This window comes from Bacillus sp. ISL-39 (genome assembly GCF_018613295.1).
Classification (GTDB): Bacteria; Bacillota; Bacilli; order Bacillales; family Cytobacillaceae; genus Mesobacillus.
In genome coordinates, this window is the sequence record NZ_JAGGQM010000001.1 from 90,732 (window position 1) to 107,793 (window position 17,062).

Here is a 17,062-nt window from a genome sequence, read left to right on the forward strand (position 1 = left end):
CACCCGTGAAATGTCTAAGAAGGACTTTAATAGACATTTTGAGCAAGGAACACCCGTGAAATGTCTAAAAAGGGTTTTAATAGATATTTGAACAGGAAATGCCGGTGAAATGTCTTTTTGTCAAGTGTTAGACTAAATATCGAATTATGATACCAAACATTCATAACCCGATTTTTCTGTTTCCAAAATCTAGAGGGGCTTGATACATAGGGGCTTTTTTCGCCTATTATAAAGCTATATTTCCGATATATCGCATTCATTGATACTCGAAAAAATCCAGGTGCCGATTTTTTCTTAGACAAGCATTCCCGGTGTAGAAATGGAAAAAGCTTAATTGACAGTTTTTTTAAACTGTTACATAATTAGAATGCTATAAATTGGCTACTGTTTATTTTCTTGGTCTTATGTTTTATTTGTCTGGCAGCATGTTTGTGCGAAGAATAAGGAGGATTTATACATAATGGTAAAACGCAGCCGCATCGTGGCCTTCTTTTTGCTGGTTATTTTAATCGGAAGTGCCATGGGTGCAACAACCCAGAATATATTGAAAGATATCAAGCTCGGCCTTGACCTGCAGGGTGGTTTTGAGGTTCTTTATGAAGTCACGCCTCTAAATGGAAAAAAGGGAGAGAAAGTTGACCGTGAAACCCTGAAGAGTACTGCTGAGGCTCTTGAACGAAGAGTCAACGTTCTCGGTGTCAGTGAACCGAACATTCAGATTGAAGGAGATGACCGGATTCGCGTACAGCTGGCTGGTGTAAAAGACCAGAACAAAGCGCGTGAAATTCTTTCTACAGAAGCGAATCTTACCTTCCGTGACGTCAACGACCGCGTCATGATGGATGGCAGTGACCTGGAAGAAAATGGTGCAAAGCAAAGCTTCGACCAGCAAAACAAGCCGAGCATTTCAATCACACTTAAAGATGGGGATCAATTCGGCGAGATCACAAAGGAAATCCGTGATATGTACCCTGAAAATCAGCTGATCATCTGGCTGGATTTCGAAGAAGGGGTTGATTCCTATAAGGAAGAAAGGATGAAGCCTGAACCTAAATTCCTTTCCAATCCTAATGTAGATAAGATCCTGAACCAAAAGAATGTTGAGATTACTGGTAATTTTACAATTGAAGAAGCCCAGCAGCTCGCTTCTCTGCTTAATGCGGGATCATTGCCGGTTAATTTGGAAGAAACTTACTCTACTTCTGTTGGAGCGAAGTTCGGGGAACAGGCTCTAAATGAGACAGTTTTCGCTGGAATCATCGGTATTCTTGCTGTTTTCGTATTCATGCTCGCTTTATACCGTATCCCTGGAATTGTCGCAGTTATTACGTTATCTATTTACGTTTACCTCATCCTGCTTGTATTTGATTGGATGAACGGTGTACTCACACTGCCTGGAATCGCGGCCTTGATCCTCGGTGTCGGTATGGCGGTGGACGCAAACATCATAACCTATGAACGTATCAAAGAAGAATTGAAGGTTGGCCGCAATATCAAAGCAGCGTTTGATGCGGGCAGCAAAGGCTCTCTGTCTACGATCTTTGATGCCAACATCACGACTTTGCTGGCCGCAATCGTTTTATTCGCGTACGGGACAAGCTCTGTAAAAGGCTTTGCGACCATGCTGATCATCAGTATCCTGGCAAGCTTTATCACAGCAGTCTTCGGTGCACGCTTGTTCCTTGGATTGCTCGTGAACAGTGGCTTGTTCAAAAACAAACCAGGCTTATTCGGTGTGAAGCCAAGTGAGGTTCATGATATTTCGGAAGGTTTGGATAGTCTGGATTTGAAAACCAAGTTCGATAGATTTGATTTCATCAAGAGCCGAAAAAAGTTCTTTACTGCATCTGCTATACTTATCGGTATTGGACTGATTGCACTCCTCGTGTTCCGCCTGAATCTTGGAATCGATTTTGCAGCTGGGACAAGGGTAGAGGTCATGTCTGACAGCAAACTTACAGCGGAACAATTAAAAGCTGAGCTTAAGCAAGTTGATTTGGAAACAAACGATATTGTCATCTCCGGTGATAATGGCGAAATTGGCGTTGCAAGATTTAAAACAGTTCTAAGCAAAGATGAGATCTCTGAGCTTAAATCTCACTTCAAGGAAGAATTCGGTGCCGAACCGAATGTTGGAACAGTTTCACCGACAATCGGTAAAGAACTGGCTAAGAATGCCATGATTGCAGTTGCCATTGCTTCCGTGGGGATCATTATCTATGTAACGATCCGCTTTGAGATTTACATGGCGCTGGCTGCAATAGTCGCATTGCTTCATGACGCGTTCTTTATCATTGTTCTATTCAGTCTCACAAGGCTTGAAGTTGATATTACCTTCATAGCGGCTGTCCTGACAATTGTTGGTTATTCAATCAATGATACAATTGTTACTTTTGACAGGATGCGTGAGAATATGGTGAAGAAGAAACGCCTAAAGACACCGGAAGATATTGCGGATGTAGTAAATGCTTCTCTTCGTCAGACACTTGGCCGTTCGGTTAACACCATCCTGACTGTTGTCATAACAGTTGTGGCTCTGTTGCTATTCGGCAGCCAATCAATCTGGAATTTCTCTTTCGCCCTTCTTATTGGTCTAATTGCCGGTACTTATTCTTCCATTTTCATCGCAGCACAGCTGTGGTATGTATGGAAGAAGAAAGAGCTTAAGAAGAAAGGCACAATCAAGACTTTTAAGGAAAAGAAAGTCTACACAGATGAGCCTCAAGTTTAATAAAAAGCAAACTAAAATACCACGGACTTTCCGTGGTATTTTTTTCACTTTTGGTTAGAACAACCATATTTCAGGATAAAATAACAGGAATGCCGACAGACTAAATATGGTGGAATAAGTAAAGGACGCGGAATAAAAGCTCTTTACAGAGAGGAGTTTTGCTGTTGGAAAAAGACGTTCGTTTTAAGAAGGCTGAATTTGCCGCAATGGTTGGCGTTGTCGGTAATATTATACTGGCAGGATTGAAGTGGGGGGTCGGCATCTATGCTAACAGTAAAGCGCTTGTAGCGGATGCAGTCCATTCTGCATCTGATGTAGTGGGTTCATTAGCTGTATACATAGGTCTTAAGGCGGCGAAAGCTCCGCCGGATGAAGATCATCCTTACGGTCATGGCAAGGCCGAATCAATTGCTGCCATCATTGTGGCAGTATTATTAATGCTTGTGGGAGTCGAAATCGGCAGATCATCGTTCGAAGCATTTTTTCATCCTATCGAACCTCCAAAATCTGTGGCGATTGTGGCTGTAGTCGTTTCAATTATAGTAAAAGAGGGAATGTTCAGGTACAAATACAGATTGGGGAAGCAATTAAAGAGTGACGCGCTGATCGTCAATGCGTATGAGCATAGATCGGATGTCTATTCCTCCATCGCTGCACTAATAGGGATCAGCGCGGCTGTGTTGGGCGGGATGTTTGGAATTGGGTGGCTGGAATACGCCGACCCGGTGACAGGACTGCTAGTAGCCTTGCTGGTCATCAGGATGGCATGGAAGCTTGGCAAGGAGTCGATCCATAATGCACTTGACCACGTCCTTCATGAAGAGGATACAGAAGAATTCAGGACTGTTGTCCAATCAATTCCTGAAGTAAAGAAATTGGATGAATTACATGCCAGAGAGCACGGTCACTATGTTATCATTGATTTAAAAATATCTGTCGATCCACATATTACCGTGGAACAGGGCCACCGGATTGGAAAAAGTGTGAAAAAGAAACTGATGGAAAATAAAAATGTCCAAAATGTTCTGGTCCATATAAATCCGTTCAGTGAGAGTGAAGATTCCGAGGATGGCGTAGATATTCAATAAGTCTCAGGGGAGGGGATAGAATGAAGTTTCAATGGACATTGCTGCTGGGACTTGCTTTTGCATTGATTGTGGCTGTTTTCGCCGTCATCAATGTCGATCCAGTAACAGTGAACTATTTATTCGGGGAATCAAAATGGCCGTTAATTTTGGTAATTCTGGGGTCTGTATTGATGGGCGGGATCATCGTTGGTTCTGTCGGTCTGTTCAGGATGTTTGTGCTTCAAAGGGAAGTAAAATCTTTGAGGAAGAAAAACAGCTCATTAGAAGAGCAGCTGGCCCAAAAAGAAACTCTGCCGGAGGAAACAGCACCCCAGCACGAAATAGAAGATATCCATTAATCCAGTACTTATGGCAGCATACAATTATGCTGCCATTTTAGTATAGTACTATACATTTCCTTATTGTAATGTCCCTTATTAGCATTCATTGTCATTGAAACACCCTCTCTGCTTTTGTATAATGAATAAGCTGAGAGGTGAACGTATGTTAAAGCCAAAATCAAGGTGGATTGTAAAAAAATCCGACCGGACAATAATAGATTCACTCGCCAAGGAATTGAACATAAATCATCTGACTGCTTCTCTGCTAGTCAATCGCGGACTGGATACCGTGGAAGATGCCCGGTATTTTTTGTTTGGGCAAAAAAGCGAATTTCACGACCCCTATTTGCTGAAGGACATGGATAAGACAGTTGAGCGGATCAAAAAAGCAGTAGAAACGCAGGAGCCCGTTTGGGTGTTTGGTGACTATGATGCAGACGGTGTGAGCAGTACGACGGTCATGATGAAAGCCCTGGCTGAACTCGGGGCGAACGCCGACTATTACATACCGAACCGTTTTACAGAAGGATATGGTCCTAATGAAAAAGCTTTCAGGAGTGCGGCAGACAGCGGAGTGGGCTTGATCATCACTGTCGATACGGGCATTTCTGCTCTCCATGAGGCAGCAGTTGCAAAAGAAATAGGTGTCGACCTGATCATTACAGACCACCATGAACCTGGACCGGTCCTGCCGGATGCATTTGCGATCATCCATCCAAAGCTGGACGGCAGTGTATACCCTTTTAAGGATTTAGCTGGTGTAGGTGTCGCTTTTAAGGTTGCCCATGCCCTGCTGGGGAGAGTCCCAGAGCATTTGCTGGAGTTTGCGGCTATCGGGACCATTGCCGACCTTGTTCCACTTATGGGAGAGAACAGGCTGATTGCCCTGAGGGGAATCGAGAAGTTGAAGTCGAGCCAGACACCTGGCTTGAATGCGCTGCTTAAACTCGCGAAAACGGATAGATCTTCTATTGATGAAGAAACAATAGGTTTTATGATTGGACCGAGGGTCAATGCAGCAGGGAGGCTTGGCAGTGCTGACCCAGCTGTGCAATTAATGATGACAGCTGATTCGGAAGAAGCGAAAATGCTTGCGGAAGAAATAGATTCAATCAATAAAGAGCGGCAAAACATCGTTTCACAAATTGCCGAAGAAGCAGTTTCTGAAGTGGAAATGAATTACCCAATCCATGATAACTCAGTCCTTGTCGTCGGTAAGGAAGGCTGGAACGCAGGGGTCATCGGCATCGTAGCTTCCAAGCTTGTCGAAAAATATTACCGGCCAACGATCGTCCTTAGTTTTGACAAAGAGAAGGGACTTGCGAAGGGGTCAGCACGAAGTATCGCTGGTTTCGATCTTTTCAAAAACCTTTCAACCTGCAGAGAAATCCTTCCGCATTTTGGCGGTCATCCCATGGCTGCGGGAATGACGTTGAATCTTAATGATGTTGATGAATTAAGGTCAAGATTGAATGCACTCGCAAAAGAGCAACTGAAAGAAGAAGATTTAACTCCTGTCTCCCATATCGATGCGAGAATAGATGTTAAAGAGATTACGATTGAGACCATAAACGAACTTGGGCTGCTATCTCCATATGGCGTCAGCAACCCAAAACCCAAGGTCCTGATTGATGGAGCAAATATATCAACCCTTAGAAAGATAGGGGCAGATCAGTCGCATCTTAAGCTGGCACTGGAAGAGGAAGGTACTGTTATTGATGGAATTGGATTCGGCTTAGGCCATCTCCATGATCATATCTCGCCGAGCTCGAAGCTGTCAGTCATTGGCGAACTGTCCATCAACGAATGGAACAATATCAGGAAGCCGCAAATTTTTCTCAGGGATGTGGCGGTCAAGTCCTGGCAGCTATTCGATTTCCGCGGTCTCAAAAGACTGGAAAAGCTTCCCGAAATGATTCCGGGGGATCATATTAAGTGGGTTCTCTTTAACGCTGATTTGAAAAATAAGTTTTCTCCTATTATCGGAGACTCATTGGAACTGGTAAACACCGATGAACAAGCTGAACAGCTGAATCTTGATCATTCGTATGTTGTTCTATTGGACCTGCCGCCATCCAAAGAGATTCTGGAGAAGTTATTTTCCGGGAAAAATCCGGGAAGGGTCTATGTCCATTTTTATAAAGAAAGCAGCGATTTCTTCACGACGATGCCAACGAGGGAGCACTTCAAATGGTTTTACGCTTTCCTCGCCAAGAAAGGGCCATTCGATCTTAAACGGTATGGCGACGATTTGGCCAAGCATCGAGGGTGGACAAAAGAAACAATAGATTTCATGTCGAAGGTGTTTTTTGAACTAGATTTTGTTAAAATAAACAATGGGTTTATTTCACTAGAAGAAAATGTCCCCAAAAGGGATCTGACTGAATCCAAAACATATCAGCACAAGGTGCAAGCATTCACTCTTGAAAATGAATTGCTCTACTCATCGTATGAGCAATTGAAGAACTGGTTTGACCAATTCATTCAAGAGTCGGTGAAAAATGAGGAGGCAATTATTCAATGGATTTGAAACAATTTGTAACAATCGTTCCCGATTGGCCAAAGCCCGGCATTAAATTTAAGGACATCACAACCTTAATGGACAATGGCGATGCTTATAGATATGCAACAGACCAAATCGTGGCCTATGCCCGTGAAAAGCAAATTGATCTTGTAGTCGGACCAGAAGCACGCGGCTTTATTATCGGTTGCCCGGTTGCCTATGCGCATGGAGTAGGTTTTGCTCCTGTCAGAAAAGAAGGAAAGCTTCCGCGCGAGACAATCAAGGTCAACTACGGACTTGAATATGGCAGTGACGTCTTGACGATCCATAAAGACGCGATCAAGCCCGGACAAAGAGTCCTGATCACCGACGACCTGCTTGCAACTGGCGGAACGATTGAAGCAACGATCAAGCTAGTTGAAGAACTAGGGGGAATCGTGGCAGGAATCGCCTTCCTGATTGAACTTACTTATCTCGATGGCCGTAACAAGTTGGATGGCTACGATATTTTAACCTTGATGCAATATTAAATCGACCGGGCGCTTCATTGCGAAGTGCCCTTTTTTTATAAGGCTCTTTTCTCAAACTTTGTTGCTATTGACGACAAAATAGGATTGGATGATCTACTTTCTTTCGAAAGGTTAACTCTTTTGTGAGAAAAGACCATGCAAGCTTTATACCGACCTGCAAAATGATCATCTATTACGTTAAAATCGGCTTTAGGATTTTAACAACAATCTTTACGAAAACAGTTTTTTATAAAAAGAAATTCATCCAATGGCAGGCAGGTTTGCTAAAATTAACCTATAATAAAATATCTTTCGACAATTTTTTTAATTTCTGCTGTAAAATCTCTTCCTTTCTCTTTACATCTTCAATTTTTTCTTTGATAATAGTAACAATCCTTTATAAGAATAATTATTGTATATAGAGGATGTTTAATATTTTTGTCGACTTTTCCCTTGGTTCCCGCTGGAGAGAAAATGCGGGTTAATATAAAGAAATTTAAATTAGGTGATCCTATGGCGAATGACCAGGTAATGACCGCAGAACAAGTCATTGACTGTACAAAATCATATTTGAATGATGAACATGTTGAAATGGTAAGAGAGGCATATGAGTTCGCCAGACAGGCTCATCATGATCAATTCAGGAAATCCGGGGAACCGTACATCATCCACCCTATCCAGGTAGCAGGGATTCTCGCTGACCTGGAGATGGATCCGGCGACGGTCGCAGCTGGTTTTCTTCATGATGTCGTCGAGGATACGGATGTGACTCTTGGTGATATAAGAGAGGCGTTCAATGACGAAGTGGCCATGCTTGTTGATGGAGTCACGAAGCTTGGTAAAATCAAGTATAAGTCGCATGAAGAGCAACAGGCGGAGAACCACCGGAAGATGTTTGTTGCAATGGCACAGGATATCCGTGTCATCTTGATCAAGCTTGCTGACCGCCTTCATAACATGAGGACTTTGAAGCATTTGCCGAGTGAAAAACAGCGGAGGATTTCGAATGAAACGCTGGAGATTTTTGCACCTCTGGCTCACAGGCTCGGTATCTCAAAAATCAAATGGGAGCTTGAAGATACTGCTTTACGCTATCTTAATCCCCAGCAATATTACCGTATCGTCAACCTGATGAAAAAGAAACGGGCAGAACGCGAGCAATATCTTGATGAAGTCATCGATGAAGTGAAGGAAAGGCTGAATGAGGTTTCAATCAAGGCTGAAATTTCAGGAAGGCCTAAGCATATATACAGCATCTATCGGAAAATGGTCCTGCAAAACAAGCAGTTCAATGAAATCTACGATTTGCTGGCTGTCCGTATTGTCGTCAACAGCATCAAGGACTGCTATGCAATCCTGGGAATCATCCATACATGCTGGAAACCGATGCCAGGCAGATTCAAAGACTACATCGCGATGCCAAAGCCTAATATGTATCAGTCCCTGCACACGACAGTGATCGGCCCTAAAGGTGATCCGCTGGAAGTCCAGATCAGGACTGATGAAATGCACAGGATCGCGGAATTTGGGGTTGCGGCCCACTGGGCATATAAAGAGGGCAAACCAACTGATGCTTCCAATTTTGAAACAAAGCTATCATGGTTCCGTGAAATTCTTGAATTCCAGAATGATACTGCAAATGCAGAAGAGTTCATGGAGTCTCTAAAAATTGACCTTTTCTCGGATATGGTATTTATTTTCACACCGAAAGGCGATGTTATCGAGTTGCCAGCTGGTTCAGTGCCAATCGATTTCGCCTATCGAATCCACTCTGAAATCGGCAATAAGACGATCGGTGCCAAGGTCAATGGCAAGATGGTGACTTTGGATTACCAATTGAAAACTGGGGATATCATTGAAATCCTTACTTCAAAACATTCTTATGGACCGAGCAAAGATTGGCTAAAGCTTGCACAGACCTCCCAGGCAAAAAACAAGATTCGCCAATTCTTCAAGAAGCAGCAGAAGGATGAAAATGTTGAAAAGGGCCGTGAGCTCCTGGAAAAAGAAGTCCGCAATATGGATTTCGATGTTAAAGAGATTTTGACAACTGAAAACCTGAAAAAGGTTTCCGAGAAATATAATTTTACCAATGAAGACGATTTGTTTGCTTCAATCGGTTACAACGGAATAACAGCTCTCCAGGTAGCCAACAGGCTGACAGAAAAGCTCCGCAAGCAGCGTGACCTGGAACAGGAAAAGGATATTTCGAATGCTGTTTCCGAGCTTAAATCATTTTCACCTGCTAAGAAGCGAGAGTCTGGAGTCCGAGTGTCGGGTATCGATAATTTGCTGATCAGGCTATCCCGCTGCTGTAACCCTGTACCTGGGGATGATATTGTAGGTTTCATCACAAAAGGCAGGGGAGTATCTGTTCACCGTTCTGACTGCACGAACATCCACACTGAGGATGCGCAGGCCAGATTGATTCCGGTAGAATGGGAGACCGGCTTGAATGACCGCAAGGAATATAATGTGGATATCGAGATCAGCGGCTATGACCGCAGGGGCTTGCTGAATGAAGTCCTGCAGGCGGTAAATGAAACAAAGACGAACATTACCGCGGTTTCGGGGAAATCTGACAAAAATAAAATGGCAACCATCAATATGTCCATCGCCATCCATAATGTCAGCCATCTGCAAAGAGTCGTCGACCGGATTAAGCAAATTCCCGATATCTATGCGGTCAGAAGGGTAATGAGTTAAGCAGACTTAGTAGTCATGAAGCAAAAACTGTGACACCGATGTGTAAGGAGATTACCGATGCGTTTAGTGATACAGAGAAGCAAAGAAGCAAAAGTGACAGTTGATGGGGAAGTAACAGGCTCCATCAATAAAGGATTTGTCATCCTTGTGGGTGTTACACATGAGGATACGGAAAAAGATGCAGCTTTTCTTGCCGAGAAGGCTGCGAATCTCAGGGTATTTGAAGATGAAGCAGGAAAGATGAACTTGTCCCTCCTCGATGTAGGGGGAGAGATTCTTTCCGTTTCACAGTTTACCCTGTATGGTGATTGCCGCAAGGGACGCCGTCCAAACTTCATGGACGCAGCCAAGCCAGATCACGCAGAAGTTGTCTATGAAGCATTCAACCGTTTCCTTTCCGAAAAGGGAATCAAGGTCGAAACAGGTGTATTCGGCGCAATGATGGACGTTCAATTGACAAATGACGGTCCGGTAACATTAATCATTGACAGTAAATAATTCAAAGAAGGAATCCCGATAGCGGGATTCTTTTTTTAGTATATAGCGGACTTGTCGTTCCTATAGATACCCTTATGGAGGAGGATTCGAAGAGATAAGGGCACCTCTCACGGTGAAAGATACCCTTATGGAGGAGGATTCGAAGAGATAAGGGCACCTCTCGCGCCGAAAGATAGCCTTATGATTTATCGGGCATTCCCTTCTTCTCACAAAAAAAGACTGAAGACAGTTGGGATGTCTTCAGTCGTTCTGCTTAATTATTCTTAAAATAGCGGGCAAGTCCTTCAAATATCCCGTTTGCTACTGCTTCCTGATATTGAGGTGTATTGACAAGCATCTCTTCCGCAGGGTTGCTTAAATAGCCTAATTCCAGGAGGACGGCTGTTTGCTTGTTTTCCCTGATGACGTGATAGTCTCCAAAACGAGTGCCTCGATCCTTTAACATCGTTTTGCTTATTACAGAAGAGTGGATTTGTTCACCCAAAGGTTTTTGTTTTGAATTGTAATAGTAAGTCGTCATGCCCCTGACGGTCCGATCGTTAATGCTGTCGTAATGGATGCTAATAAACGCATCGGCATTATGGTAATGAGAGCTGCTTACTCTTGAACCAAGTGAAATATATTGGTCATTGTTCCTGGTCAGGATGACGTTTGTGCCGGCAGCTCTTAGTTTGTCATATAAAAGCTGAGCTGTTTTCAGTGTAAGAGCCTTCTCCAGGGTACCTCTTACACCCGTTGTCCCGTTATCCCTGCCGCCGTGGCCAGGGTCAAGGACGACAGTTTTATTTTTAGTGTGTTTCTCTGCTCCCGGTCTTTCTATTTGCGGTGCAGTTCCTTTTACAGAAACAATCCAGCCGGCTACAAACCCGCTCGCCCCATTCGGAAGCGCGATTTTATACCAATCTTTTTCAACGCTTAAGATTTCAAAGCTGTCACCCTGATTGGCTCGGAAAATGACTGCTGTGCCTGTGTCTGGGCCTTTGCGAATGTTTGTCCCGTTGTGGAGCATGGAAACGCTGCTGTTTTTAACAGGCTGGCTAGGTGCAGCTGCTGGCCCGTTTTTCTTTTTTTCGAAAAACCAGCCTGCTGCCCAGCCTGTTTTGCCCGGCTGGTATTCAATTTGGACCCAATTGTTTTGTTCATCGAGAATCTTAAAGCTTTGTCCCTTTGATACAGAACCTATAACGCTGCCATCCAGTGAGTTCTTATCCCGGATATTGAGCTGTGAGGCAGTTACAGTGCCTGTGAACTGATCAGCAGGGGGTGAGGGCTTGCTGCTGTCATCCGTTGGTTTTCCTCCGATTTTCACATACTCAGCGCTTACCCAGGCATTTTTTCCTTCGTATGTAATCTCGGCCCAGCCATTGGACTGTGAATGGACAGTCACTGCAGCTCCATAACCTAATTGACCCACTTTGCTAGAGTTCAATGAAGGCTTTTCTCTTACATTCAAGGAAGTAGCGGTGACCGTCCCGCTTGTTTTAGTGCTAGGTGTCGGTGCTTCTTCAGCCTTGTTTTCTTTTACAGATATGTATTCCTTTGAGACCCAGCCGCTTATGTTACTATTGCGCACTTCGGCCCAATTTCCATTGAAGCCAAGAATTTCGACAGCTTGTCCACTGTTAAAAGACCCTATGACCTGGTGGTTGGTGCCCGGCCCTTTTCTTACTCTCAACCCATTGACGTTAACGCTGCCTGAGCCTTTGGAATTTGCCGAAACAGCTGGTGAAACTGCTGTCTTGGGAGACTCCTTAGCGGTAAACCATTCAGCGACCCATCCGTTTTTACTGCCGCCAAGGCTGATTTGTATCCAATCGCCTTCTTCCTTTACGATTGAAAACTTCTCTCCTACTTTGACTGATCCTGTTACCGGGTAACTTAGTCCCGGTCCCGACCTTACATTCAAGCTTGTGGCAGTAATCGAGACACTTCCATTATCCGCCCGAGCCGATTCTAAAGCTGGAAGGCTCCCGAAAATAAGCATCAAGCACAGGATGATCGGAACCATTTTATTTCTGGGCAATACTCTCCCTCCCTCTCTTACTCTCTATAAAAATATATTACCGGATTTTTCCGGTAAAATCACGAGGACTTTTCTCTTATATCGGTAAAGAACGAAAAAAATTCAAGTGTTGAAGAATATCTTAAAATCATGAAAAGTTTTCACACAGGCTGGGCAGAATAGTTAGCAATAAACATTGGAAGGTGATACCATGCGGTTCAGTGACAAAGGAAATTCTGCATCATTCGGGGAGAATCAATTATTCGGAGTGGATTTTCACGATTTTATCCAAAAGGAACAAAGCTCCAACACTGTAGAATTAGCTTCGGAATTTGGGCTTTCACTCCGTGATGTCCGAAAACTGAAAAAACAGATTGAACGATCTTGAATTGTGCTTGACAAGGCCATTTGGACTCCGTATTATAATATAAATAAAATGTTATATAGAAAACATACCGTTGATGGAGCACAGTAGCCATGAAACAAGTGAAAAGAGAGGAAATGCCTTGGCTGAAAGCATTTCTGCACGATGACTTGGCGAATGAACACTCCGTAGGATTTTCTCTGAACATGGGCTGTCCCATCATTAGGAGGAGACGTAATCAGGCGTTAACTGTTAAAGAGGAAGTGCATTCAAGCGCTTCAATTAGGGTGGCACCACGGGAATTCAAAGCTCTCGTCCCTTGTTATTATAGCAAGGGATTGGGGGCTTTTTTGTATTCTTTTTTTTACATAAGGCTGGGTTTTGCATTGGAATGTTGCTTTAAGAAGGGGTTCTTTATCTGTGAAGTTCCCAACAAGTTAAAAGCAAAGAAAAAAGTAAAGGTGCCTATAAAGTAATGATTTGAAATGAATGGAGGAGGATGCACTGTGGCTAATCAAATCAATATCCCACGCGGTACACAGGACATTTTGCCAGGCCAGACAGAGAAATGGCAGCTTATAGAAGCGAAGGCAAGAGAACTTTGTGAAAGATATCAATATCGGGAATTAAGGACTCCGATTTTTGAGCATACAGACCTTTTCAAGCGAAGCGTTGGTGATACAACAGATATCGTCCAAAAAGAAATGTACACGTTCACTGACAGGGGTGACCGCAGCCTGACGCTCCGTCCTGAAGGCACGGCAGCGGCTGTTCGCTCTTTTGTCGAGAATAAAATGTTCGGAAGTCCTAATCAGCCAGTGAAGCTTTACTACATGGGACCGATGTTCCGCTACGAACGCCCGCAGGCTGGACGTTTCCGCCAGTTTGTCCAGTTTGGTGTTGAGGCAATGGGCAGTGCAGACCCGGCGATTGACGCTGAGGTGATTTCCCTTGCCATGTCCCTTTATAAGGAACTTGGATTGAAAAAGCTCAAGCTTGTCGTGAACAGTCTCGGTGATAAGGAAAGCAGGAAAGCTCACAGGGATGCTTTAGTGAGCCATTTCCAGCCTAGAATCGGGGAATTCTGCAGCGATTGTCAGAACCGACTTGAAAAGAATCCAATGCGAATCCTGGATTGCAAAGCTGACCGTGACCATGAACTGATGAAGTCGGCACCATCGATCATTGATTACCTGACTGATGAGTCTGCTCAATATTTTAGTAAAGTGACGAAGTATTTGACTGATCTTGGGATTAAATTCGAGGTTGACGCCAATCTAGTACGCGGACTGGACTACTATAACCACACAGCATTTGAAATCATGAGTGATGCAGAAGGCTTCGGTGCAATCACAACTCTTTGCGGCGGCGGCAGATACAATGGCCTTGTCGAAGAAATCGGCGGACCGGAAACACCGGGTATCGGTTTTGCGCTAAGCGTTGAAAGATTGCTTGCAGCACTGGAGGCGGAAGGGATTGAACTTCCTGTAAAAGAAGAAATCGACTGCTACCTCGTTTCATTGGGGGATGAAGCAAAGGATTATACTGTAGGCTTGCTCCACAATTTGAGAATGGCAGGTTTCTCTGCGGAAAGAGATTATCAAGACCGCAAAATCAAGGCCCAGTTCAAGGCTGCTGACAGGATGAATGCTAGATATGTAGCAGTGCTGGGAGAAGACGAATTAAAAGAGAAGAAGATTAACCTGAAATCAATGGCGGATGGAGAGCAAATTCAACTGCCGCTTGAAAGTTTTGTTGAAAAATTCAAGGATATTTGCAAGTAGAGGGGGAGTTTCGATGTTTGGGAGATCATATTTTTGCGGTGAAGTAACAGAAGAAGCAATCGGTGAAAAGGTAACGCTGAAAGGCTGGGTGCAGAAGCGCCGGGATCTTGGCGGGCTGATTTTCATCGACTTGCGTGACAGGACAGGACTTGTTCAGATTGTTTTCAATCCTGATGTGTCACAAGAGGCGCTGTCGCTTGCAGAAAAAGTTCGTACAGAATACGTTCTTGATGTCAAAGGGACGGTTATCGCCCGCAGTGAAGGAAGCATCAATGAAAATCTAAAGACTGGCAGAATTGAAGTCCAGGCTGAAGAACTTACAATCATCAATGAAGCAAAAACGACTCCTTTCGTGATTGCTGATAAAACAGATGTATCAGAAGATGTGCGCTTGAAATACCGCTATCTTGATCTCCGTCGTCCGGTCATGTTCGAAACATTCAAGATGAGGCACCAGGTAACAAAAGCGATTCGTGACTTCCTTGATGGAGAAGGCTTTCTTGATGTAGAAACGCCGATTTTAACGAAAAGCACGCCAGAGGGAGCGCGTGACTATCTGGTACCAAGCCGTGTCCATCCGGGTGAGTTCTACGCTCTTCCTCAATCACCGCAAATTTTTAAGCAGTTGATGATGGTTGGCGGCTTTGAGCGTTATTACCAGATTGCCCGCTGCTTCCGCGATGAGGACCTGCGAGCTGACCGCCAGCCGGAATTCACGCAAATCGATATTGAAACAAGCTTCATGAGCCAGGAAGAAATCATGGGTCTGACTGAACAAATGATGCAAAAGGTCATGAAGGATGTAAAAGGCCTGGATGTCCCTGCGACATTCCCGCGTATGAGCTATGAAGAAGCAATGAGCCGCTTTGGATCAGACAAGCCGGATACTCGGTTTGGGATGGAGCTTGTCGATCTGTCGGAAACGGTTAAAGACTCAGGCTTCAAGGTATTTGCATCAGCAGTCGCAAACGGCGGGCAGGTAAAGGCCATCAATGTAAAAGGTGCGGCAGCTAACTACTCCCGCAAAGATATTGATGCTTTGACAGAGTTTGTTTCTGTGTACGGTGCCAAAGGCCTTGCCTGGCTGAAAGCAGAAGAAGATGGACTTAAAGGCCCAATCTCCAAGTTCTTTGGGGAAGAAGAACAAGATTCACTTAAAGGCAAGCTGGGAGTTTCAGCTGGAGACCTTCTCTTATTCGTTGCCGATAAGAAGTCTGTTGTAGCAGATGGGCTTGGTGCTTTACGCTTAAAGCTTGGAAAAGAGCTTGGATTGATTGACCAGAGCAAATTCAATTTCCTTTGGATTACAGACTGGCCCCTATTGGAGTTCGACGAGGAAGCAGATCGCTATTTCGCCGCCCACCATCCATTCACGATGCCAGCTCGCGAAGACCTGGCTTTACTCGAGAGCGATCCGGCAAGTGTCAAGGCACAAGCGTATGACCTTGTCCTGAACGGCTATGAACTTGGCGGCGGATCACTAAGGATTTTTGAAAGAGATGTCCAGGAAAAAATGTTCTCCGTTCTGGGCTTCACGAAGGAGCAGGCAGTCGAGCAGTTTGGATTCCTTCTTGAGGCATTCGAATATGGAACGCCTCCTCATGGAGGAATAGCGCTTGGCCTGGACAGAATGGTCATGCTCCTTGCTGGCAGATCAAATCTGCGCGATACGATTGCTTTCCCGAAAACAGCAAGCGCAAGCGACCTGCTGACAGATGCTCCTGGAGAGGTAAGCGGAGCACAGCTGGACGAACTTCACTTGTCATTAAATGTTAAAAAAGACCAGTAATATCCATTAGCCATATCCTTGAAGTTCATTCAGGCGTGTGGTAATATAATAACAACAGATGAAGAGTCCTGATGTGTTCGTTGTTTAACCTGAAGTTTTGACCTAACATCTATCCTTCGGGAGTTCGCGTTTCCGGGCCGCGTAAATGCCTCTGGCTAGAGGACTTACAGAAATCCGGAACAGGGCACCCACCTGCTGAGAGCGGGTTCAAGACGAAGGCAACCAACACGACGGCACGATTGGGACTCTTCCTACATACGTAATCTAAAACCATGCAGAAATGCATGGTTTTTTTATGTCACGATCATCCATATAAATGGCCAAATGCGTATCGGCTGATATCGTTTTTCTCTAACGGACAAATTTCAGAGTTTTAGCCTTCTGTTTGTCCAATAGAGCCCTTCTAATGGACAAAAATCAGGAAATCAGGCTTCGATTTGTCCGATATAACTCCTCTAATGGACAAAAATCAGGAAATCAGGCTTTGATTTGTCCAATAGAGCCCCTCTAATGGACAAATATTAGGAAATCAAGTTTCGGTTTGTCCGATAGAGCCCTCCTAATGGACAAATTTAAAGAAATCAGCCTCCGATTTGTCCGATAGGGCCCTTCTAATGGACAAAAATTAGGAAATCCGGCTTCGATTTGTCCGATAGAAATCTTCTAATAGACACTTCTATGTAATACACCCTTCTTTCCTTCAGTGCTCTACCAATACTTACATACACTTCAATTCCTATAAAAATACTTTAAAATAATGAAGGGTAT

The 17,062-nt window shown here is 44.2% G+C and carries 11 protein-coding genes, 1 other RNA gene and 1 other annotated feature; of the genes, 11 read left to right on the forward strand and 1 reads right to left on the reverse strand.

All coding sequences use genetic code 11. The features are described from left to right. Window positions 1–460: 460 nt before the first annotated feature. The 7 genes from secDF (at window position 461) to dtd (ending at window position 10,355) form a co-directional block, all read left to right on the forward strand. A complete protein-coding gene (secDF, locus tag J7E37_RS00440; RefSeq protein WP_215021797.1) occupies window positions 461–2,731 on the forward strand; it encodes a protein translocase subunit SecDF in 2,271 nt (756 codons plus the stop codon). Between the two features lie 164 nt (window positions 2,732–2,895). Continuing rightward, on the forward strand, window positions 2,896–3,819 hold the full coding sequence (locus J7E37_RS00445; RefSeq protein WP_215021799.1) for a cation diffusion facilitator family transporter: 924 nt from the start codon (window positions 2,896–2,898) through the stop codon (window positions 3,817–3,819). 20 nt (window positions 3,820–3,839) lie between these two features. Further along, a complete protein-coding gene (locus J7E37_RS00450; RefSeq protein ID WP_214778056.1) occupies window positions 3,840–4,157 on the forward strand; it encodes a LapA family protein in 318 nt (105 codons plus the stop codon). 145 nt (window positions 4,158–4,302) lie between these two features. Continuing rightward, entirely contained in the window at window positions 4,303–6,669 is a 2,367-nt protein-coding gene (recJ, locus tag J7E37_RS00455; protein WP_214778058.1) for a single-stranded-DNA-specific exonuclease RecJ, read from the forward strand. Beyond that, a complete protein-coding gene (locus tag J7E37_RS00460) occupies window positions 6,660–7,172 on the forward strand; it encodes an adenine phosphoribosyltransferase (protein WP_214778061.1) in 513 nt (170 codons plus the stop codon). The genes recJ and J7E37_RS00460 overlap by 10 nt, the downstream gene beginning before the upstream one ends. A 492-nt stretch (window positions 7,173–7,664) precedes the next feature. Further along, window positions 7,665–9,857 (forward strand): RelA/SpoT family protein, encoded by a 2,193-nt coding sequence (locus J7E37_RS00465; RefSeq protein ID WP_215022017.1) that lies wholly within the window; start codon window positions 7,665–7,667, stop codon window positions 9,855–9,857. A 57-nt stretch (window positions 9,858–9,914) separates the two neighbouring features. Beyond that, entirely contained in the window at window positions 9,915–10,355 is a 441-nt protein-coding gene (gene dtd / locus J7E37_RS00470) for a D-aminoacyl-tRNA deacylase (RefSeq protein ID WP_215021802.1), read from the forward strand. A 253-nt stretch (window positions 10,356–10,608) separates the two neighbouring features. Here the strand turns inward: dtd and J7E37_RS00475 are convergent, their stop codons facing one another. After that, window positions 10,609–12,378: an N-acetylmuramoyl-L-alanine amidase family protein gene (locus tag J7E37_RS00475; RefSeq protein ID WP_215021804.1), complete on the reverse strand. Its 1,770-nt coding sequence runs from the start codon at window positions 12,376–12,378 to the stop codon at window positions 10,609–10,611. A 190-nt stretch (window positions 12,379–12,568) separates the two neighbouring features. On the opposite strand from J7E37_RS00475, the gene J7E37_RS00480 reads away from it, so the two are divergent. From J7E37_RS00480 to ssrS, 4 genes are all read left to right on the forward strand, one after another. Next, window positions 12,569–12,745, forward strand: coding sequence for a hypothetical protein (locus J7E37_RS00480; RefSeq protein ID WP_214778068.1), 177 nt, complete (start codon window positions 12,569–12,571; stop codon window positions 12,743–12,745). A gap of 61 nt (window positions 12,746–12,806) precedes the next feature. Next, window positions 12,807–13,044 (forward strand) — a binding site (T-box leader). A 183-nt stretch (window positions 13,045–13,227) separates the two neighbouring features. Beyond that, window positions 13,228–14,505, forward strand: coding sequence for a histidine--tRNA ligase (gene hisS, locus J7E37_RS00485; RefSeq protein ID WP_353049966.1), 1,278 nt, complete (start codon window positions 13,228–13,230; stop codon window positions 14,503–14,505). A 13-nt stretch (window positions 14,506–14,518) separates the two neighbouring features. Then, window positions 14,519–16,294: an aspartate--tRNA ligase gene (gene aspS / locus J7E37_RS00490; protein ID WP_215021810.1), complete on the forward strand. Its 1,776-nt coding sequence runs from the start codon at window positions 14,519–14,521 to the stop codon at window positions 16,292–16,294. Between the two features lie 62 nt (window positions 16,295–16,356). Next, window positions 16,357–16,544, forward strand: a non-coding RNA gene (gene ssrS, locus J7E37_RS00495) — 6S RNA. The last annotated feature ends 518 nt before the right edge of the window (window positions 16,545–17,062 follow it).